Source organism: Eubacterium sp. An3, from assembly GCF_002159465.1.
Taxonomy (GTDB): domain Bacteria; phylum Bacillota; class Clostridia; order Lachnospirales; family Lachnospiraceae; genus Anaerobutyricum; species Anaerobutyricum stercoris.
The window spans coordinates 25,269-46,322 of the sequence record NZ_NFIR01000009.1 but is presented as its reverse complement, the minus strand read 5'-3'; the positions used below and the strand labels follow the sequence as shown (position 1 = coordinate 46,322).

General features: G+C 49.0%; 17 protein-coding genes. 16 read left to right on the top strand and 1 reads right to left on the bottom strand.

The window, feature by feature from the left end; genetic code table 11:
* Positions 1–35 precede the first annotated feature (35 nt).
* From rseP to hslO, 7 genes are all read left to right on the top strand, one after another.
* Complete coding sequence (rseP, locus tag B5F87_RS09425) at positions 36–1,070, top strand: RIP metalloprotease RseP (protein WP_087280266.1); 1,035 nt, start codon at positions 36–38, stop codon at positions 1,068–1,070.
* Between the two features lie 107 nt (positions 1,071–1,177).
* Entirely contained in the window at positions 1,178–2,257 is a 1,080-nt protein-coding gene (gene ispG, locus B5F87_RS09420) for a flavodoxin-dependent (E)-4-hydroxy-3-methylbut-2-enyl-diphosphate synthase (protein WP_087280263.1), read from the top strand.
* Between the two features lie 15 nt (positions 2,258–2,272).
* On the top strand, positions 2,273–5,761 hold the full coding sequence (locus tag B5F87_RS09415; RefSeq protein ID WP_087280260.1) for a PD-(D/E)XK nuclease family protein: 3,489 nt from the start codon (positions 2,273–2,275) through the stop codon (positions 5,759–5,761).
* Positions 5,762–9,499, top strand: coding sequence for a helicase-exonuclease AddAB subunit AddA (addA, locus tag B5F87_RS09410; protein WP_087280257.1), 3,738 nt, complete (start codon positions 5,762–5,764; stop codon positions 9,497–9,499). It abuts the gene before it with no gap.
* Positions 9,500–9,579: 80 nt separating this feature from the next.
* Positions 9,580–11,121: a cardiolipin synthase gene (gene cls, locus B5F87_RS09405; RefSeq protein ID WP_087280254.1), complete on the top strand. Its 1,542-nt coding sequence runs from the start codon at positions 9,580–9,582 to the stop codon at positions 11,119–11,121.
* A 12-nt stretch (positions 11,122–11,133) separates the two neighbouring features.
* Positions 11,134–11,907: a class I SAM-dependent methyltransferase gene (locus B5F87_RS09400; RefSeq protein ID WP_087280251.1), complete on the top strand. Its 774-nt coding sequence runs from the start codon at positions 11,134–11,136 to the stop codon at positions 11,905–11,907.
* A gap of 44 nt (positions 11,908–11,951) precedes the next feature.
* Complete coding sequence (hslO, locus tag B5F87_RS09395; protein WP_087280248.1) at positions 11,952–12,830, top strand: Hsp33 family molecular chaperone HslO; 879 nt, start codon at positions 11,952–11,954, stop codon at positions 12,828–12,830.
* 19 nt (positions 12,831–12,849) lie between these two features.
* Here hslO and B5F87_RS09390 read toward each other — a convergent pair whose 3' ends face one another.
* Positions 12,850–13,122: a hypothetical protein gene (locus B5F87_RS09390; protein WP_087280244.1), complete on the bottom strand. Its 273-nt coding sequence runs from the start codon at positions 13,120–13,122 to the stop codon at positions 12,850–12,852.
* Between the two features lie 213 nt (positions 13,123–13,335).
* Here B5F87_RS09390 and thyA point away from each other — a divergent pair, with 213 nt between their 5' ends.
* From thyA to B5F87_RS09345, 9 genes are all read left to right on the top strand, one after another.
* On the top strand, positions 13,336–14,166 hold the full coding sequence (thyA, locus tag B5F87_RS09385; protein WP_087280475.1) for a thymidylate synthase: 831 nt from the start codon (positions 13,336–13,338) through the stop codon (positions 14,164–14,166).
* Positions 14,167–14,187: 21 nt separating this feature from the next.
* Entirely contained in the window at positions 14,188–14,688 is a 501-nt protein-coding gene (locus B5F87_RS09380) for a dihydrofolate reductase (RefSeq protein ID WP_087280241.1), read from the top strand.
* A gap of 18 nt (positions 14,689–14,706) precedes the next feature.
* Positions 14,707–15,204: a preQ(1) synthase gene (queF, locus tag B5F87_RS09375; RefSeq protein WP_087280238.1), complete on the top strand. Its 498-nt coding sequence runs from the start codon at positions 14,707–14,709 to the stop codon at positions 15,202–15,204.
* A gap of 87 nt (positions 15,205–15,291) precedes the next feature.
* Positions 15,292–16,404, top strand: a complete 1,113-nt coding sequence (gene recA, locus B5F87_RS09370) for a recombinase RecA (protein WP_087280234.1) — start codon at positions 15,292–15,294, stop codon at positions 16,402–16,404.
* 14 nt (positions 16,405–16,418) lie between these two features.
* Positions 16,419–17,030 carry a regulatory protein RecX gene (locus B5F87_RS09365; protein ID WP_087280231.1) on the top strand — a complete coding sequence of 204 codons (612 nt, stop codon included), beginning with the start codon at positions 16,419–16,421 and terminating at the stop codon, positions 17,028–17,030.
* Positions 17,031–17,305: 275 nt separating this feature from the next.
* Positions 17,306–18,856 (top strand): ribonuclease Y, encoded by a 1,551-nt coding sequence (rny, locus tag B5F87_RS09360; protein ID WP_087280228.1) that lies wholly within the window; start codon positions 17,306–17,308, stop codon positions 18,854–18,856.
* Between the two features lie 232 nt (positions 18,857–19,088).
* The gene (locus B5F87_RS09355; protein WP_087280225.1) at positions 19,089–19,688 is read left to right on the top strand and encodes a hypothetical protein; all 600 of its coding nucleotides are present in this window, start codon (positions 19,089–19,091) and stop codon (positions 19,686–19,688) included.
* 115 nt (positions 19,689–19,803) lie between these two features.
* On the top strand, positions 19,804–20,601 hold the full coding sequence (locus tag B5F87_RS09350; RefSeq protein WP_087280222.1) for an FAD binding domain-containing protein: 798 nt from the start codon (positions 19,804–19,806) through the stop codon (positions 20,599–20,601).
* Positions 20,592–21,050: a (2Fe-2S)-binding protein gene (locus tag B5F87_RS09345; RefSeq protein WP_087280219.1), complete on the top strand. Its 459-nt coding sequence runs from the start codon at positions 20,592–20,594 to the stop codon at positions 21,048–21,050. The genes B5F87_RS09350 and B5F87_RS09345 overlap by 10 nt, the downstream gene beginning before the upstream one ends.
* Positions 21,051–21,054 lie beyond the last annotated feature (4 nt).

Genomic DNA, 21,054 nt, shown 5'->3' with positions numbered 1-21,054 from the left:
CCTGTGTAGAAGAATTAGAAAGACGAGGATGAAGCATGTTAAGCATTATTCTGGCAATACTTATTTTCAGCCTGATCGTTATCATACATGAGCTGGGGCATTTTCTTCTGGCAAAGAAAAACGGCATCTGTGTGGAAGAATTTGCCATTGGAATCGGACCGACCCTTTTCGGCATTCAGAAAGGGGAGACAAAATATTCCATCAAATGTCTTCCTTTCGGAGGATGCTGTGTGATGCTGGGTGAGGACGGGGAGAACAACGACCCGAGAGCTTTCGGAAACAAGTCCGCCCTCGCCCGGTTTTCCGTGATTTTTGCTGGTCCGTTTTTTAATTTTATTCTGGCCTTCGTGTTGGCTTTGTTTGTGGTAGGCTTCGGCGGAGCGGACCCGGCGGTGGTCGGCAATGTGGAGCCGGGCAGTGCGGCTTACGAGGCGGGACTGCAGGAAGGAGACCGGATCGTGCGTCTCGACGGCTCCCGCATTTACAACTTCCGGGAAATCAGTCTGTATAATTTCATGCATACAGACACGCCGGAGGTGGACGTCACCTATGAAAGAGACGGTGTGAGGAACACCGTTACAGTGAACAGACATGAAGAGAACGGTTCCTATCTTCTTGGCGTTACCATGACCGATGATACAGATGTGGGACTGCTTGGAACATTAAAGTACAGTCTTCTGGAAGTGCGCTATCAGATCAAGTCCACTTTTTTAAGTCTGAAGTATCTGGTGAGCGGCAGAGCGTCCGTAAACGATATGTCAGGGCCGGTGGGTATCGTCAATATGATTGGGGATACCTACGAACAGTCTATTGTCTACGGCATAGGCACAGCGGCTCTGAGCCTTACAAGCTTTGCGATTCTGTTAAGCGCCAACCTGGGCGTTATGAACCTGCTGCCGATACCGGCTCTGGACGGCGGGCGGCTGTTGTTCATTATCGTTGAGATCATCCGGCGTAAGAAGATTGACCCGGAAAAAGAAGGAATGGTGAATTTTGCCGGCCTGGTCATTCTGCTGGCCTTTATGGTTTTTGTTATGGCAAATGACATCAGAAATATCTTTATGACATAAGACTTTGGCGAACAAAGTGGAAAACAAGACTGCTGCAGAAAAAGAACGGGAAGAAAACCGGAGATTTTGTGCGGCAGTCTTTTGTTCCTTTGGGATGATAAAAAAGTATGCAGAAGGAAAAGGAGAAGAAAATGTATCGAGAACACACAAAAGTAATTAAAATCGGCGATCGTGTCATCGGCGGAGGCAACCCAATACTGATTCAGTCCATGACCAACACAAAGACAGAAGATGTGGAAGCCACAGTGGAGCAGATTCACGCGCTGGAGAAGGCGGGATGTGAGATTGTCCGCTCTACGGTGCCTACACTGGAAGCGGCAAAGGCACTGGGAGAGATCAGGAAACGGATTCATATTCCGATTGTGGCGGATATTCATTTTGATTACCGGATGGCAATCGCAGCTATGGAAAACGGAGCGGATAAGATCCGCATCAATCCGGGCAACATCGGTTCTGCCGAGAAGGTGCAGGCTGTGGTGGACAAAGCGAAAGAATTTGGCGTGCCGATCCGCGTTGGCGTCAACAGCGGTTCTCTGGAGAAAAATCTCATCGAAAAATACGGTAAAGTGACAGCGGAAGGACTGGTGGAGAGCGCCCTGGATAAGGTTAAGATGATTGAGGATATGGGCTATGATAACCTGGTGGTGAGCATTAAGTCGTCTGATGTGCTTATGTGCGTCCGTGCTCATGAGCTTCTTGCGCCGCAGTGTCCGTATCCGCTCCACGTGGGCATCACGGAAGCAGGAACGGTATACTCCGGCAACATTAAGTCGGCCATCGGGCTGGGAATCATTCTCCATCAGGGCATTGGCGATACCATCCGGGTATCATTGACCGGCGATCCGGTTAATGAGATTGCCTCGGCTAAGCAGATCCTCCGGACGCTGGGGCTTCGGCAGGGAGGCATCGAGGTGGTTTCCTGCCCGACCTGCGGCAGAACGAATATTGATCTGATTTCTCTGGCAGGCGAGGTGGAGAAGATGGTGACAGAATTTGACCATCTGAATATCAAGGTGGCCGTCATGGGATGCGTGGTCAACGGGCCGGGAGAGGCGAGAGAGGCGGATATCGGCATCGCCGGAGGCGTGGGAGAAGGTCTACTTATCAAAAAAGGAGAGATCATCCGGAAGGTTCCGGAGGAGGAGCTTCTGTCCACCCTGCGGGAGGAGCTTGCAAACTGGAAGTAAGAGCAGGAGGAAAGCATGTCTCTTAGAATCATTGCGGGAAGCAGCGGACAGGGAAAGACCCGGCTTGTGTTAGAGGAAGCCATCCGTCTGTCCGAGGAGAATCCAAAACAGAATTGTTATATCATCGTTCCGGAGCAGTTCAGTCTGGAAATGCAGCGAAAGCTGGTGGAGAGCCACCCGAAGCACGGATATTTCAACATTGATGTGCTGAGCTTTTACCGGCTTGCCTACCGGGTATTTGATGAGTGCGGGTTTCAGCCCAAAGACATCCTGGAAGATCTGGGCGTATCTCTCATTCTGCGCAGAATCCTCGCAGAGCACGAGGAGGAATTTCCTTTTTTCAAAAGAAATATCCGGAAGGCCGGATTTGTGGACGAGCTGAAATCTATATTGATAGAGTGTATCGGCTACGGCGTCACCTGGGAACAGATGCAGGGACTTGACGGGACACTATCCGAATATCCGGGGCTGGAAGCCAAGTGCAGGGAACTGGGCAAGATTTTTGAATACTTCGATCAGGAGATATCCAGCCGTTTCATGGTGGCGGAGCAGATTCTTGATGTGCTGAGCGAGCTGGCGCCGTTCTCCGCTATGCTTCGGGAAGGCGTGTTTTATCTGGATGGTTTTACCGGTTTTACGCCGGTGCAGATGAAGTTTCTGCGGGAGCTGCTGAAGATCTGTCTGCAGGTCAATGTGTCCATTACCATGGATGCGCCGCCCTTTAGCAAGGGTCCGGGGATGCGCCCGGGCAATGCGAATGGAAAAGCGGCGTTTTCAGGTCAGGCTGCCAAAAGCCCGGGCAGCGCATCCGGCAGCGAGCTGTTCCATTTCAGCGAAAAGACCGTGCAGGCGTTAGCCAGACTCTGTCAGGAGGCCGGCACCGAGATGGAGGAGCCGGTCTGGCTGCATCAGGAGAGACCGCCGAGGTTTCAGAATGATGAACTGACATTTCTTGAGAAATATTTATTCCGTTCCCGGAGGAAACATTATGAGAAAGAGGTGTCTCACATTCATCTGACGGCATGCCGCAATCCGGACGGGGAGGCGGAGTATATTCTCCATCAGATTGAGCGGATGGTGAGAAGAGAAGGATACCGCTACCGGGATTTTGCTGTTTTGACGGGAAATGTGGATGAGTACGCCTCGTCCTTTCGGAGAAAGGCGGATATCCTGCAGATCCCTTTGTTTGAAGATACCAAGAGAAGGGTGTCCTATCATTCCGGCGTGGAGACGCTGCGGGCGCTTCTTCATCTGGCAGTGACGGATTATTCCTATGAGAGCGTGTTCCGGTATCTGAAATCCGGCATGTCTGATTTCACCGACGAGGAGACGGATACTCTGGAAAACTATGTGATCTGGGCGGGTATCCGGGGCTATTCCATGTGGAAAAAGCCTTTTACAAGGCGGATGAGCCGGATAGAGGAGAGCCGGGCGCAGCGGCTGCAGGCGCTTCGGGAGAAGCTTCTCTTTGAGACTGCGGAATGTACGCAGATGCTTCGGGAGAAGCAGAGCAGTGTACGGGAGAAAATGGAGGCACTCTATAACGCCATGTGCCGTCTCAGATATGACGGAAAGTTAGAGGCCCTGGCGGAGCTTGCCGGACAGGAGGGCGAGTATGTCCGCGAAAAAGAATACCGGCAGCTTTTTCAGCTGATCCTTAATCTGCTGGATAAGATCGTGGGGATTTTCGGTGAGGAGACAATGCCGGTGGAGGAGCTGGCACAGATTATGGACGCGGGTCTTGACGCCCTGGAGATTGGCGCGCCGCCGTTGTCTGCGGACGCTTTGATTCTCGGGGATTTGAAGAGAACCAGACTGCCGGATGTGAAGGTTCTGTTTATCGCCGGCATGAATGACGGTAATATCCCGCCGTCCCTGGAAGATAAAGGGATGATCAGTGACGATGAGAAACAGATTCTGGAGGAAGAGGGGATTCATCTGTCTTTATGTCTGGATGAGCAGTCCATGGAAGATGATCTGTACATCTACCTTGCCCTGTCCAGACCGGAGCGGGAGCTGTATTTTACCTATGCCGCCCAGGACAACGGCGGAGCTGCCAAGAGCCCGTCACCGCTTTTAAAAGAGTGTCTCCGGCTGTTTCCGCAGTTAAAAGAGAGAAGTTATCCGGGAGAAGAGCCGCGGTACTATTTTAACGAGGAAGACAGCAGGGAGCTTCTCATTGACGGTCTGCACGCCGTAAAAAACGGACAGGAGACGACGGTTCCGTTTCGTCTGCTGCTGCGGTACTGGTATGAAGATGAGCGCCTTCGGGAAAAGCTTTTGGCTCTCTGGTCGCAGAAGGACAGAGCAGATGCAGGAAAGACGCTGCCAAGAAAACTGATGGAGGAAATTTTTGGCAGGGAATTAAAGGGAAGCGTCACCCGGCTGGAACGGTTTGCGGCGTGTCCGTATCAATACTATTGCATTTACGGACTGGAGCTTCGGGAACGGGAAGAATATACTGTGCGGCCGGTGGATCTTGGGAATCTATTTCATCGTGCGCTGGAGTTTTTTTCACGGCGGCTGAAACAGTCCGATTATCACTGGAAAGACATTCCGGAACCGGTGGCGGATGAATGGATCATGGCTGCGGTGGAGAACGCCGCAGGAGAGGACGCCGGGGATGTGCTGCAGAGTTCTGCCAGAAATCAGTACAAAGTCCGCGTGGTGGAACGAATCCTGAAGAGGACGGTTCGGGTGCTGAAAATGCATCTGGAACACAGTCAGATGGAGCCGGACCGGTTTGAACTGCATTTCGGACGGACGGACAAGCTGGCGGCGGTACATTTGCCCTTAAAAGACGGAAACCGGATGCAGCTGGAAGGCTACATTGACCGGGTGGACGTCTGTGAGGAGGAGGATCGGGTTCTCCTGCGGATCATTGATTATAAGTCCGGCATCGAGAACTTTGATCTGGGCGACCTGTATCACGGCCTTCAGATGCAGCTGGTCATCTACATGAACGTGGCCTCGGAGATCTATCAGAACGATACGGGAAAGGAAGCAGTTCCGGCGGGAATGTTCTATTATAATCTGAAGGATCCTATCTTAAGGGCGGACAGCGCCGATGCGGAAACTGCCGCAAAGAGTTTTCGGATGTCCGGCTACGCCAACGGGGACGCGGATATTTTAAATAAACTGGAAGAGGGGCGGGAGAACTTTGTGTCGGCGTCCATACGTCTGACCAAAAAAGGAACGCCTTATAAAAACGCGGCGGTTCTCTCCACAGATGATTTTCATACTATTGGCCGCTATATGCGGCGCAAGATCACGGAGATGGGCGAAGCCATCTATGACGGAAAGATTCCGGTCAGCCCCTACAAGAACGAAAAAGGGACGGCCTGTGATTTTTGTCCGTACAATTCCGTGTGCGGCTTTGACGCCCGGATGGAAGGCCATTCATATCGGGATTTTAAAAAGCAGTCTGCGGAAGAAGCGCTTGACGCTATACGGAAAGACATGGCAGAGCATATGCCGGAAAGCGACGGAAGGCAGGTGGACTAGATGAATTTTACAAGAGAACAGGAACAGGCTGTCCGGCTGAGAAATTGTGATATTCTGGTATCCGCCGGAGCCGGAGCCGGAAAGACAAGGGTTCTTGTCAACCGGATGGCGGAAATGATTCTTGACGAAAAGCATCCGCTGTCCGTGGATGGCTTTCTGGTGATGACCTTTACCAACGCGGCGGCAGAAGAAATGAGAGAGAGGATCACGGCGGAACTGGACGCCCGGCTGGAAAAGGAGCCGGAGAACCGCAGGCTGCGGCGGCAGATCCGGATGATGAAGCATGCGGATATTTCCACGGTTCACAGCTTCTGCAATCGTCTGATACGGACACATTTCAACGAGGCAGGTATCGATCCCTCTTTCCGGATCGGTGAGGAAGGAGAGCTGTTTCTGCTGCGCCAGAAAGCTATGGAAGATGTGCTGGAGGAGGCCTACGGCAGTGAAAGAGAATCTTTTCACCGGTTTGTGGAGGCGTATTCCCCGGGCAAAAACGACCGGATGATCGAGACTCTCATCGAAGAATTTTACCGGTTTTCCCGGGGGTTCCCGGACAGGGAGCAGTGGCTTTTGCAGGTGCGAAAAGAGAGCGGTCTGCTGGAGTCGACAGACACTATCGGGGATAGTCGTGCGATCCGAAGCCTCGCCGCAAAGGCGCGGGGACAGCTTGCGGAACTTTCCGACCGCATTGCCGAAGGCAGGAAGCTGTTTCAGGGCGTTCCGGAGCCGGAACGTTTTTTTGAGCTGCTGCAAAAAGACGAGGAAATGGTGAGTCATCTGCTGTTGGCGCAGCAGTTCGATGATTTCTGCGCCCGGTTTGACGGAATGACCATACCGGACCTTCCGAGGGCCAATAAAAAGGAGAAAGAGTGGCCGTATCTGGAAGAGATCAAAGCGCTCCATAAGGATGTTCGGGAAGAGCTGCAGCAGATGAAGGAAGCGTATTTTCTCTGGAAGACGGAAGAGCTCTGCCGGGAAAACCGGGAGCTTCGTCCGTTTCTGGAAGAACTGATTACATTGTCGGCGCGATATGAAGAACTTTATTTTCAGTCCAAGAAAGAAAAAAATGTTTTTGACTTTGACGATCTGGAACATATCGCGCTCTCGTTACTGGTAGAATCCTATGATGAAAATGGATGCCCGGCGCCATCCGCCGTGGCGGAGGAACTGTCCAGAAAATACAAGGCAGTTTTTGTGGACGAATACCAGGACACCAACCTGGTGCAGGAGACCATCTTAAATGCCATCTGCCGGGAAGGACAGAACCACCTGTTTGTGGTGGGAGACGTGAAGCAGAGCATTTACCGGTTCCGTCAGGCGAGACCGGATTTGTTTTTGTCCCGCTATGACAGTTATCGGGGAGAAGAAAAAGAGGCTTGCGCCGGGCAGGAGAACTGCTTCGGCGGAACAAGCGGCGTGCGCATCGAACTGCGGGATAACTTCCGGAGTGTGCCGGGTGTGCTGTCTTTTTCCAATCAGGTGTTTGAGAACCTGATGGACAGACAGTTCGGCGGTGTGGACTACACATCTGAGATTGCTCTGAGGCCCGGAAAGGGCGGTCCCATGGAAAAGGAAACAGAGCAGTCGGAGATGCTTCTTCTGGTGGAAGACGAGGAGAAAGAGAATCTGGCGGTGGAAGTCAATTCCGTGGAGGCGGAGACGGCCATGATCGCCCGGAGGATCCGGGAGCTTCTGGAGGAAGGCTATACATTTAAGGATATGGTTATCCTGCTGCGTTCCGGCGCGGGAAGGGCGGAAGTCATGGCGGAGCTGCTGAGTCATGCGGGGATTCCGGCGGTCTGCGAGAGCAAAACCGGATATTTCCAGAGCAGAGAGGTGCAGCTTGTTCTTAATTATCTGGCCATTGTGGATAATGTATATCAGGATATTCCCATGGCGTCGGTGCTGCTGTCGTCCATGGGCGGCCTGACCGAGGAGGAGCTGGCAAGACTCCGGGTGTTGACGCAGATTCCGTCCCGGCAGGAGTATGCGCTGTATGATCTGATAGAAATATATCTGGCGGAGGGGGAAGATGAAGAACTTCGGGATAAACTGTCCCGGTTCACGAAGCAGCTCCTTTATTTCCGCAGAAAGAAAAAGGAGATGCCTCTCCATGAGCTTTTGTGGGAAATATACAGAAAGACCGGTGTTTTTTATCAGATGCAGATGCTTCCGGAAGGCGAGACCCGGAAGGAGAATCTGCTGATGCTGCTGCAGAAGGCGGAGGACTATGAGAAAACTGTATTTAAGGGACTGTTTTATTTTCTGCGCTATATGGAGCAGCTGCGCACCTATGAGGTGGAGCTTGGAAGCGCGTCCCTGAAAGAGGACAACAGCGATCAGGTGCGGATTATGACCATTCACAAAAGCAAGGGTCTGGAATTCCCGGTTGTTTTTGTAAGCGGTCTGTCCCGGCGTTTTAATCTCATGGACGGCAATCGTCCGGTGCTCTTTCATCCGGAAATGGGAATCGGTCTGGAATATGTGGATCTTAATGCCCGGGTCCATCACGCTTCTCTCATGAAAAAAGCCATCCGGGAGCAGATGAAGAAAGAGACACTGGAGGAGGAACTGCGGATTCTGTATGTGGCCATGACCCGGGCACAGCGGAAGCTGATCCTGACAGGAATCGCCAAAGCGGACAAAATAGAGGAAGCGGAGAACGCACAGTCCCGTCGTCCGCTTCTGTCTCAGGAGAAAAAACTGGCGGCCAAAAGCTTCATGGACTGGCTGCTGCCGCTCCTTCCACAGCTGCCTGTGAAGAAGGTACATTTCCATGAGCTGGAAGGAGAGTTTTTCCGAGAGGAACAAAAGAAGACGGCGGTTTCTCTGGAAGAGTACATGAATCAGGAGGAAATGCAGGGAGATATTTCTCCGGTGAAACAGGCATTTTCTTTCGTGTATCCATACCGGGAGGCAGCCGGATGGAAACGGAAATACGCGGTTTCCGAATTAAAACGATTATCTATGACGCCGCTTTCAGACGGAGAAGCGACGGAAGAGGACATAGCGCTGCTGCCGGAAGAACTGCCGGCATTGAGAGAATCCGGCATACCTGTGGTGAACGGACAGAAGGAGAACAGGGTTACGGAAAGTGATTCCGAAGAAACTCCGAAGCCCCGCTTCCTGTCAGAAGAGCAAAAAGAAGTTTCCGGCGCCGCCCGCGGAACCATCGTCCATAAAATCATGGAGCTGCTTCCGTTTGGGGAGATTCAGACAAAAAAAGATCTGTTTGAAGCTTTGCAGCGCATCGAAGAGTCTTATGCAGACTGCGCCCGAATCTCCATGAAGGCGGTGTACCGGGGGACGGAGCAGTTTCTGTTTTCGGAAGTCGGGGAGATGATACGGAAGATGGACCGGGAAGGAAGACTGCGCCGGGAGCTGCCATTTACCGTTGGGATTTCATCTGCGTTGTTTTATCCTGGGACCGGAGGTTCCCCGGCACAGGCTGTTTCCGGCTCTGATGCTGTCAGAAAAGAAGAACTGATCGTGGTACAGGGAGTCATAGATGCCTGCGGAGAAGATGAGGAGGGACTGTGGCTTTTTGATTATAAAACGGATTACGTTTCGGAGGGAGAGGAGAGTCTTCTTCTTGACCGATATAAGATGCAGATGTTATATTATAAGACAGCCCTTGAGCAGCTTCTGGATAAAAAGGTGATGCACAGCTATATTTATTCCTTTTCATTGGGAAAATATCTGGAGATCTGCTGGCAGGAGCATGCGGGTGAGGAATAAGAAAACGCGCGGGCAGAAGAGTGGAACGGATTCGTACCGTGAAACGCGCAGCAAAAAGATACGAAAGCAGGAGGGAAAGTATGAGAAAAATTTTTAAATATCTTACACATCGTATGGCTATCGTGTCTCTGTTGATATTGCTGCAGATTGTATGGATCGCATTGCTGTTTATCCGTTTTACTTCCTACAGCCAGATGATCTCCATTGCGTTTCGTGTGCTCAGCATGCTTGTGGTCCTGTATATTATACGGCGCAACGATAATCCGGCCGTCAAGCTGGCCTGGATCGTGGTGATATTAATGTTTCCGATTTTCGGCGGCCTGTTGTATCTTTTTATCGGAGGAAAGAAACCTATCCGGAACATGCGCAGAAAGATGGAGTCTACGCTTCAGGAAAGCGCCGGATATCTGGTTTTTGACCCGAAGATACAGGAAGAGCTGAACGAAGAAGACACCGTGGCGGCGGGACAGGTGTATTACCTGGAGAACCGGTCGGGATTTCCGGCATGCAGAGATTCGGAGATCACGTATTATCCCACCGGTGAAGAGTGCTTTGAGGCTATGCTTGAAGACTTGAAAAAGGCAAAGAGATATATTTTTCTGGAATATTTTATTATCGAAGAAGGAATCATGTGGAATTCCATATTGAAGATTCTGGAAGAAAAGGTAAAAGAGGGTGTGGACGTCCGGGTAATGTACGATGATGTGGGAAGTATTTTTGTCCTTCCTGCTCACTATGACAGGACGCTGCGGGAAAAAGGAATCAAATGTGTGGTCTTTAACCGTTATGTTCCTGTGTTGTCCACGGTATTTAATAACCGCGATCACCGGAAGATTCTCGTTATCGACGACCAGGCGGCTTACACGGGCGGCATTAATTTTGCCGATGAATATATCAACGAGAAGCAGAGATTTGGATATTGGAAAGATAATGGCGTGCGGCTTTCCGGCAAGGCGGTTCACAGTATGACCATGATGTTTCTTCAGATGTGGAATACATTTGCTGCTGACAAAATTGACTATAATCGTTTCCTCTATAATAAAGAAGCGTATACGAGTCACCTGAAAACGGATGCGCCGGGGATCATTCTGCCCTATTCCGATCATCCCCTGGATGCGGAGTGTGTGGGAGAGAGTGTATATCTGAATCTTATTAATAATGCTGTTCATTATATTTATTTTTTCACCCCGTATCTGATTATTGATAATGAACTGATCACAGCGCTGATTCTGGCGGCGAAGAGAGGGGTGGATGTGAGGATTATTACCCCGGGTATCCCGGACAAAAAGATGGTGTTTCTTGCGACGCAGTCCTATTATCAGCAGCTGGTGGAGGGCGGCGTACTCATTTTTCAGTTCCGTCCGGGTTTTGTCCACAGCAAGGTGGCGGTCTGTGATGACAAGTTCGCCACGGTGGGAACTATTAATCTTGATTACCGCAGTCTGTATTTCCACTTTGAAAACGGGATTTATCTCTATAAATGTCCCGCAGTGATGGATATTAAGAATGATATTCTTCGCACGCTGGAAGACTGTACAAATATCACGGCGGAACTGTGCCGGAAAAATATGTTTTTCCAGCTGGTGCAGGGAATCCTGCGAATTTTTGCGCCGCTGTTGTAAAGGGGAAATCATATGAAAACCTATGAGAATTTTGCCAGAGTATATGATGAGCTGATGGACAATGTCCCTTATGAGGAATGGGCAGATTTTCTTCAGACAAAACTGGAAGGATATGGGATCACGGACGGGCTGATGCTGGATCTGGCCTGCGGCACCGGAAAGCTTACGACTCTCATGGCGCAGCGGGGCTTCGACATGATCGGCGTGGATTCCTCGGTGGATATGCTCCAGATCGCCAGGGAGAGAGCCTGCGGGAAAGTGGAGAGCTGCCTGTATCTGCTGCAGGATATGAGAGAATTTGAACTTTACGGAACTGTCCGGGCTGTGATCTCTGTCTGTGACAGTATCAATTATGTAACAGAGGAAGAGGAGCTTGCGCAGGTATTTGCCCTGGTCAATAATTATCTCGATCCGGGCGGCGTCTTTCTCTTTGATTTTAATACGGAGCATAAATACCGGGATCTGATGGGAGAGAGCGTCATCGCTGAGGATCGGGATGACGTGAGTTTTATCTGGTATAACGAGTATGACGAAGAGGAGCATCTCAATTATATCGACTTAAGTGTATTTGTGCAGGAACAGGGAGATTTGTTCCGTAAGTTTCAGGAGCAGCACGTGCAGAAAGGCTATACACTGGACAGAATGAAAAAACTGCTGGATCAGGCAGGACTCACCTTCCTGGAAGCATGGGATGGATACACAGCGGAACCTGCCCGTGAGGACAGCGAGAGGATTGTGATCGCCGCCAGGGAGCGGGGAAAGAAAGTTGAGGCTTTGGCCAAATAAACAAATGAACCGCCGGCAGAGGCGATCAGAAGGAGGAAGCAGAAATGGAAGATTATATTATAAGAGGAATGGCGGCAAACCACCAGGTACGTTTTTTTGCCGCTTATTCTAAAAATCTGGTGGAGGAAGCAAGAAAACATCACGATACAAGCCCGGTGGCAACAGCGGCGCTGGGACGTCTGCTGACAGCGGGCGCCATGATGGGAACCATGTGCAAAAATGACAGTGATGTGATCACTATTCAGATAAAATGCAGCGGGCCGATCGGCGGTCTTGTAGTGACGGCCGACGCCAAAGCCAATGTAAAAGGATATGTTTATAATAAAGATGTGATGCTGCCGCCAAGCAAGGCGGGCAAACTTGATGTGGGAAAGGCACTGGATCTGGGAGTGCTTACCGTCATAAAGGATCTGGGATTAAAGGAACCGTATTCGGGACAGACCCATCTGGTTTCCGGCGAGATCGCAGAAGATCTGACCTATTATTTTGCTACATCCGAGCAGATTCCGACCTCTGTGGCGCTGGGCGTTCTCATGAATAAGGATAATACCGTGCGTCAGGCCGGTGGATTTATCATTCAGATGATGCCGTTTGCGGAGGAAGAAGTGATCGCTGCTCTTGAAGATCGTTTGAAAGATTTTTCGTCGGTGACTACCCATCTGGATGCGGGAGAGACGCCGGAGGATATGATGAAAAAACTGTTCGAAGGTTTTGACATGGAAGTGGAGGACCGGATTCCGACACAGTTTTATTGTAACTGCTCAAAAGAGAGAGTTTCAAAAGCGGTCATCAGTGTGGGAAAAAAGGATTTGCAGGAAATGATTGATGAAGGAAAACCTATTGAGGTAAATTGTCATTTCTGTAATTCTCATTACACATTTACTGTGGAAGAGATGAAAGAAATGTTGAAGGCTGCAAAATAAATTTTGCAGCCTCAAAAGATTACTCAGCAGTCTCAGCATTGTGGAACTTGATCGGAATATAACCGCGGCGCACCTTGGAAGACGCCTTTGCAGGTTTTTCTTCTTTGACAGGAGGTACGTCGTCCTCTCCCTCGAAATCTTCATCGATGAAATCAAGGTCAGCGTCTTCATCAAACAAGTCTTCTTCCGCATAATCTTCGAAAAGATTCTTTACAAACCGGAGAAGAAGATACATGCCGGCGAAGATGCCTATCACAGCGGCTGCAGCAAAAATAAGTTTAGATTTTTTCATGGTAACATCCTTCCTGTAACGTAAAGTCAGAAACTTTACTTACGATTTAGTATTGCCTGTTCTCTATATTCTAATACTTTTTTAAGAGAAAATCAATCACAGGGAAGAATATGATAACAAGAGATGTTATGGCGGAACTGTTACCGAATCGGAGAGACAAAATTAAAATCAAAAACAGAAAGAAATACCGTAAAGTATTTTGGAGGGAAAAAAATGAGCTATGCAGATACCCTGTTTATTGCCATGTGTAAAGATATCATAGAAAACGGATACAGTACCGAGGGGGAAAAAGTGCGTCCGAAATGGGAGGACGGTTCGTATGCCTACACTCTGAAGAGATTTGGAATCATCAACCGCTATGATCTGTCAAAAGAGTTTCCGGCCATTACCCTGCGTAAAACCTACATCCGTTCTGCCATTGATGAGATCTTATGGATCTGGCAGAAAAAATCCAACAATGTTCACGATCTCAACAGCCACATCTGGGATTCCTGGGCGGATGAGGACGGCTCCATTGGTAAGGCTTACGGCTATCAGCTGGGCGTGAAGCATCAGTATAAAGAAGGAGAGATGGATCAGGTGGACCGGGTGCTTTTTGACCTGAAAAATAATCCGTACAGCCGCCGTATCATGACAAACATCTATGTGCACGCCGATCTCCACGAGATGAACCTTTATCCGTGTGCATACAGTATGACGTTCAACGTGACGGGCAACAAGCTGAATGCCATTTTAAATCAGCGTTCCCAGGATGTGCTCACCGCAGGAAACTGGAACGTGGTGCAGTATGCGGCGCTTCTTATGATGATCAGCCAGGTCAGCGGATTTGAGCCGGGAGAGCTGGTGCATGTGATTGCGGACGCCCACATTTACGACCGGCATATCCCGATCATCAAAGAACTGATCACAAGACCGACCTACGATGCGCCGAAGGTGACGCTCAATCCGAATGTGAAGAACTTCTATGATTTTACGGTGGATGATTTTATCATCGAAGATTACGAGGCGGGGCCTCAGGTGAAAAATATACCGGTGGCTATTTAAGAAAATGAGGAGGAGTATATCATGCATATAATCGTAGCGGCAGATAAGAACTGGGCCATTGGAAGAAACAATGAGCTGCTGGTCCGCATTTCCAATGATATGAAGAACTTCCGCCGTCTGACGGAAGGAAATGTGGTGGTCATGGGGAGAAAGACACTGGAGAGCTTTCCGGGAGGAAAACCTCTGCCAAACCGCGTCAACATCGTACTGACCCGCCAGCAGAACTATGACGGAAAAGGCGCAGTAGTGGTGCACAGTGAAGAGGAACTGCGGGAAGAATTGAAAAAATATACCGAAGAGATTTTTATTATCGGCGGGGAGAGCATTTACCGGATGATGATTCCATACTGTGAGGACGCCTATGTGACCCGCCTGGATTACGGTTATGAGGCGGATACCTGGATGCCGGATCTCGATAAGGAAGAAGGCTGGGAGCTGGCGGAGACCGGGGAAGAACAGACTTATTTTGATCTGATTTATTATTTTACAGTCTATAAAAATACCGCATGCAAAGAATTTTAGGAATGAAGGAAAGAGAAAATGAGTACAAGAACGAAAGAAGAGCTTTCCGGTGTTTCCCTTCTGGGCAATCAGGGTACGAAGTACCCGCAGGATTACGCCCCGGAGGTGCTGGAAACCTTTATCAATAAACATCAGGACCACGATTATTTTGTAAAATTTAACTGTCCGGAGTTCACCAGTCTCTGTCCGATGACGGGACAGCCGGATTTTGCCACCATTTATATCTCTTATGTGCCGGATGTGCGCATGGTGGAGAGTAAATCTCTGAAGCTGTATCTGTTCAGCTTCCGCAATCACGGGGATTTTCACGAGGACTGTGTGAATATCATCATGAAGGATCTGATTCGTGTGATGGATCCGAAGTATATCGAGGTGTGGGGCAAGTTCACGCCGCGGGGAGGAATCTCCATCGATCCATACACCAATTATGGAAAGCCGGGCACCCGCTGGGAGGAAGTGGCGGCTTATCGTCTGGAGCGTCATGATCTGTATCCGGAAAAAGTGGACAATCGATAAAAACGAACAAATTTTCGGGAACACTTGTTTTGTTTTCGGGTTTGTGTTATACTATCCCGGAGAATCGCAGCAAAAGGAGATGGAATTATGAGCAGTAGAGATGAAAAGATTACCGCATTGAATAACGCGGTAGCGGCGATTGAGAAGAATTTTGGCAAGGGCTCCGTAATGAAACTGGGAGATGCCTCTGCCAATATCAATGTGGAAGCGATTCCGACAGGATCCATCAGTCTGGATGTGGCTCTTGGCGTCGGAGGAATTCCACGGGGACGAATCATTGAGATTTACGGCCCGGAGTCCAGCGGTAAGACGACGGTAGCCTTACATATGATTGCTGAAGCACAGAAGAGAGACGGTATTGCCGGATTTATTGACGCGGAACACGCTCTTGATCCGCAGTATGCCAAGAAGATTGGCGTGGATATTGATAACCTTTACATTTCCCAGCCGGATCACGGCGAGCAGGCGCTGGAGATTGCTGAGACGATGATCCGTTCCGGCGCTCTTGATATCGTGATCATCGACTCCGTGGCGGCTCTGGTGCCGAAGGCGGAGATCGACGGTGATATGGACGACCTGCAGGTGGGCCTTCACGCCCGTCTGATGTCCAAGGCCATGCGTAAGCTCACCGGTGTGATTGACAAGTCCAACTGCGTGGTGGTATTTATCAACCAGCTCCGTGAGAAGGTCGGCGTTATGTTCGGCAATCCGGAGACGACCACAGGCGGACGGGCTCTTAAGTTCTACGCTTCCGTGCGTATGGATGTGCGCCGGGTGGAGGCCATCAAGCAGAATGGCGAGATTGTCGGCAACCACACCCGCGTGAAGGTGGTCAAAAACAAGGTGGCGCCGCCGTTCCGTGAGGCGGAGTTCGATATCATGTTCGGCCAGGGAATCTCCAGAGAGGGAGATATCCTCGACCTGGGTGTGAAGGTGGGAGCGGTTGCCAAGAGCGGTTCCTGGTATTCCTATGAGGGAGAGAAGATCGGACAGGGCAGGGAGAATGCCAAGATCTTCTTAAAGGAACATCCGGATATCATGCAGGATGTGGAGAATAAGGTTCGTGCGTTCTACGGACTTCCGGCAGATGTACTTTCCGATGAGTTGCCGGAAGAGGAGAATCAGACGCAGGCCGGCAGGACAGCGTCAGCGGACACTTCCGGAAAAACTGCCGGCACACCGGCAGATAAGGCAGAGTAAGCCGGAGTGACGTTATGGAATTTGTCATTCATATGTATGAGACAAAGGGAAAAAAGATATGCGTGAAACCGGAGTACGAGGAAGGCATCTATCTCTATCCGGGAGAGATCAGGAAACAAAAGCTTGCGGACGGAGACCGGATCAGTGAGGAGACGTTCTGCCGGCTGCGGGAAGAATACGCGGTTCCGAGAGCCAGAAAAAGGGCTCTCGGAATTTTGGTTAAAAAGGATTGTACGGAGCAGGAGCTGAGAGAAAAACTGGCTGCGTCGCTGAATGATTCTTTTTCTGTGGAACGGGCTCTCGATTTTGTAAAGGAACAGGGCTATGTGAACGATGAGAATTATGCAAAGGAATACCTGTATTACAAAAAAGGACAGAAGAGCTACCGGCAGATCCGTATGGAACTGTCCCGGAAGGGTATTGCCGGGCATATACTGGATGCGCTGTTTGAGGAGGCAGGCAGTCAGGAGGAGGAAGATATCCGTCCCCATGTGATCAAATATATCCGGAAGTTCCCCGAGCTGGATGCCGTGGCTGTGCAGAAGACCTGCGCGCATTTCTACCGGAAAGGATATCCGGCCGGACTGATCCGTAAGATTCTGGAGGAGACCAGGGAAAAGGACTGATCCGTTTTTGTCCGGCATGCCGCGGAAAGCCCCGAAACTTCTGATTATTAAGGAGCACCTGATTTATTTTGTTATAAACTGACAGGAAAGGAAAGCGGTTTGTAAAAGGTTATGTGCAACATGAATAATAAAAAGAATTTTGCCATATAGATTCTGCTTGACATTTTATTAAAAAAAGTTTAGAATCTAAGTGTTGTACTTTGGCATGACTGATACCATCGTATAGGTCATGTTTTCGTATAATGAAAATTAAATAAGGAGGTGCTCCTGTAGATATGGGTCCAATCACTGTGATTGCTGTTCTTATTGCAGTTGTTCTGACTGCTCCGATATCGGCCGTGATCGCCATGAACTATCGTAAGAAGGTTTCGGAGGCGAAGATTGGCAGTGCGGAGGAGAAGGCCAGAGAGATTATTGACGATGCTTTAAAGACTGCCGAATCGAAGAAGAGGGAGGCATTGCTGGAAGCAAAAGAAGAATCCATTAAGGCAAAGAACGATTTTGAAAAAGAAAGCAGAGAACGCAGAGCGGAGCTCCAGAGATATGAGAAACGTGTTCTGAACAAAGAGGAAGCGGTTGACCGTAAGTCAGACGCCCTTGAGAAGAGGGAACAGTCTCTTTCTCACAAGGAGAGTGCGCTTGAGAAGCAAAGAGCAAAGGTTGAGGAATTGCATGCAAAACGTCTGCAGGAACTGGAAAGAATTTCAGGTTTAACCTCTGAACAAGCAAAAGACTATCTGCTTAAAACTGTCGAAGATGATGTAAAACGAGAGATGGCTGTTATGGTGAAGGAAATGGAAACCAGAGCCAAGGAAGATGCAGCCAAGAAAGCCAAAGAGTATGTCGTCACAGCAATTCAGAAATGTGCGGCAGATCATGTGGCGGAAGCAACAATTTCTTTAGTTCAGCTGCCGAACGATGAGATGAAGGGCAGGATCATCGGGCGTGAAGGCCGGAACATCCGTACCCTTGAGACATTGACAGGCGTTGATTTAATAATTGATGATACTCCGGAAGCAGTCATCTTATCAAGCTTTGATCCTGTCAGAAGAGAAGTGGCAAGAATCGCTCTTGAGAAGCTGATTGTAGACGGAAGGATTCATCCAGCGAGAATTGAAGAGATGGTCGAAAAGGCTAAGAATGAAGTAGAGCAGATCATGAGGGAGGAAGGCGAGGCTGCCGTACTGGAAGTCGGTGTGCACGGTATCCGCCCGGAACTGGTTCGTCTGCTTGGTAAGATGAAATATCGGACAAGTTACGGACAGAATGCTCTCAAGCATTCCATTGAAGTAGCACAGCTGGCCGGTCTCCTTGCTGGAGAGATTGGGGAAGATGTACGTTTGGCAAAAAGAGCCGGATTGCTTCATGACATCGGTAAATCCGTAGACCATGAGATGGAAGGCTCTCATATTTCAATAGGTGTTGACTTATGTAAGAGATACAAAGAATCTCAAGTCGTAATAAACGCTGTGGAATCTCATCATGGAGACGTTGAACCGACCAGTTTGATTGCCTGTCTTGTACAGGCGGCAGATACTATTTCCGCTGCGAGACCTGGTGCCAGACGTGAAACATTGGAGACGTATACGACGAGATTGAAACAGTTGGAAGAAATAGCTAACACCTTCAAAGGTGTTGATAAGACTTTTGCCATTCAGGCCGGTAGAGAAATTCGAGTAATGGTAGTTCCTGAACAGGTAAGTGATTCGGATATGATTTTATTGGCCAGAGATATTTCCAAGCAGATTGAAAGCGAGCTGGATTATCCTGGACAGATTAAAGTCAATGTGATCCGTGAATCCAGACAGATTGCATATGCAAAATAATGTTTGAGAAAACAAGACGGTCGGCTGATCGTCCAAAACCATAGAAAAGCAGAATGCTTTATTTGATAAAAATAAGGCGTTCTGTTTTTTTTGTGTGAAATCAAATTTTAGTCTCCGTAATTACCGGCAGAAATCCGGTATATTTCCCATGTATAAAAGAAAGTTTTCCGAATACAATGAATAACAGGAAGAAAAAGGGGAGGAGGAGTGATGCCGGGGGCATCCAGGAAATATGTATTATACCATTGAAGGAAAACGATTTCTTTGTATTCTTTATGTGGCGGGACTGCTGCTGGGTTCGGTTTTCATTAATTTATCTATTCAGATGAATCTGTTTCGGACGACAGATTTTCTGGGATTTGTGGAATACATACAGTCGTTGAAGGGACTGGATACCAGTGCCTTTTTTTCGTATGTCTGCCTGGTGAGGTTCCGGCAGCTTCTCATATTTTTTGTCTGTCTGTTTATATTTTCGCCCTATGTGGTGTTTTGTGTTCTTGATTTTCTCGTATCTGTGCTTATGGGATTTTTTATTTCCACTCTGGTGCTTTATTACGGATGGCCGGGAATGATAAAAGGAATCGGCTTTTTGATCCCTCATTACATTTTTTATGGAATATTACTATGTGCCATTTATATTTATCTGTTTCAGAAGACTCCTTTATCTAAAATGTATATGTTTTCCACAGAAAAACGTTTTTCTTTTATGAAAAATGGAAAGATTTTTGAAAACAAAATTGTGGTGGCGGGTTTTTGTATCCTCATGTTTGTACTGGGCTGTTATGGAGAGGCCTATCTGAATCCGGCAATACTGAAAATATTCTTTCATTAATGCATGATTTCATGTATAATGGAAGAACTATACCGGTGTACCGATGTTTTTGTTCAGAAAAGATACCGGTAAGCTGACAGAAAGTAGCAGAAATGCAGTACAAAGGAGAGTACGTATGTATACGGTAAAAAATTACGTGATAGCCGATTCCCTGGACCAGGCCTATGACCTGAAGCAAAAAGGGAGAAATAATATTATTATCGGCGGGAATCTCTGGTTGAAGATGGGACACCGGGCCATTCAGAATGCCATAGATCTGTCCCGCCTGGGTCTCGATCAGATTGAGGAAGATGCGGAAGGATTTCGCATCGGATGTATGGTAACACTCCGGCAGCTGGAAGTTCATGAAGGATTAAAAACAGCTTTTGGAAATGTATTCCAGGAGGCTGTTCGGCATATCGTAGGGGTACAGTTCAGAAACCTGGCGTCAGTGGGAGGAAGTATTTTCCCGCGGTTTGGTTTTTCTGACGTACTGACAGCGTTTCTGGCATGCGACAGCTATGTGGAGCTGTATCAGGGAGGAACAATACCTCTCAGAGAGTTCGCTGAGATGCCTCTGGACAATGATATTCTGACTCACATTTATGTAAAGAAAGACGGACGCCGCGTCTGTTATCAGAGTTACAGACTGACAGAGACAGATTTTCCGGTGCTGACCTGCGCGGTTGCACGGAAAGAAAATGGTTTTGAGACGGTACTGGGAGCCAGACCAAAACGGGCAGTCTGTATCAGCGATGTGGAACTTCATACGCCGGAAGATGCCGGAGAAAGAGAGATATATGCGGAACAGACAGCGGGAAAGGCAGAGTTTGGCAGCAATATGAGAGGAAGCGCCGCGTATCGGAAGGAACTTGCCAAAGTGCTGATCGTGCGGGCGCTTACAGAACTTACGGAGGATGAGACATGCAGATAGAAGTATTTTTAAATGAAGAAAAAGTGCAGGCAGACATCCGCCCTGATATGATGCTGCTTGATTTTCTGCGGAGCATGAATTTAAAAAGTATGAAACGGGGCTGTGATACAGGTAACTGCGGTCTTTGCACCGTCTGGGTGGACGGCAAACCGGTGTTATCCTGCGGTGTGCCTGCTGCGCGGGTGCAGGGAGCGCATATCACGACTCTGGAAGGAGTGCAGGAAGAAGCCGCGGAGTTTTCCCGCTTTCTGGCTGCCGAGGGAGCTGATCAGTGCGGTTTCTGCAGTCCGGGTCTTATCATGAATGTGCTGGCATTAAAGAAGGAGAATCCGCATCCGACGGAAGAGGAAATGAAAGAATATCTGGCAGGCAATCTCTGCCGTTGTACCGGATATCAGGGACAATACCGGGCGTTAGCCAAATATTTTGAGATAGAGGAGGCACAGTAAGTCA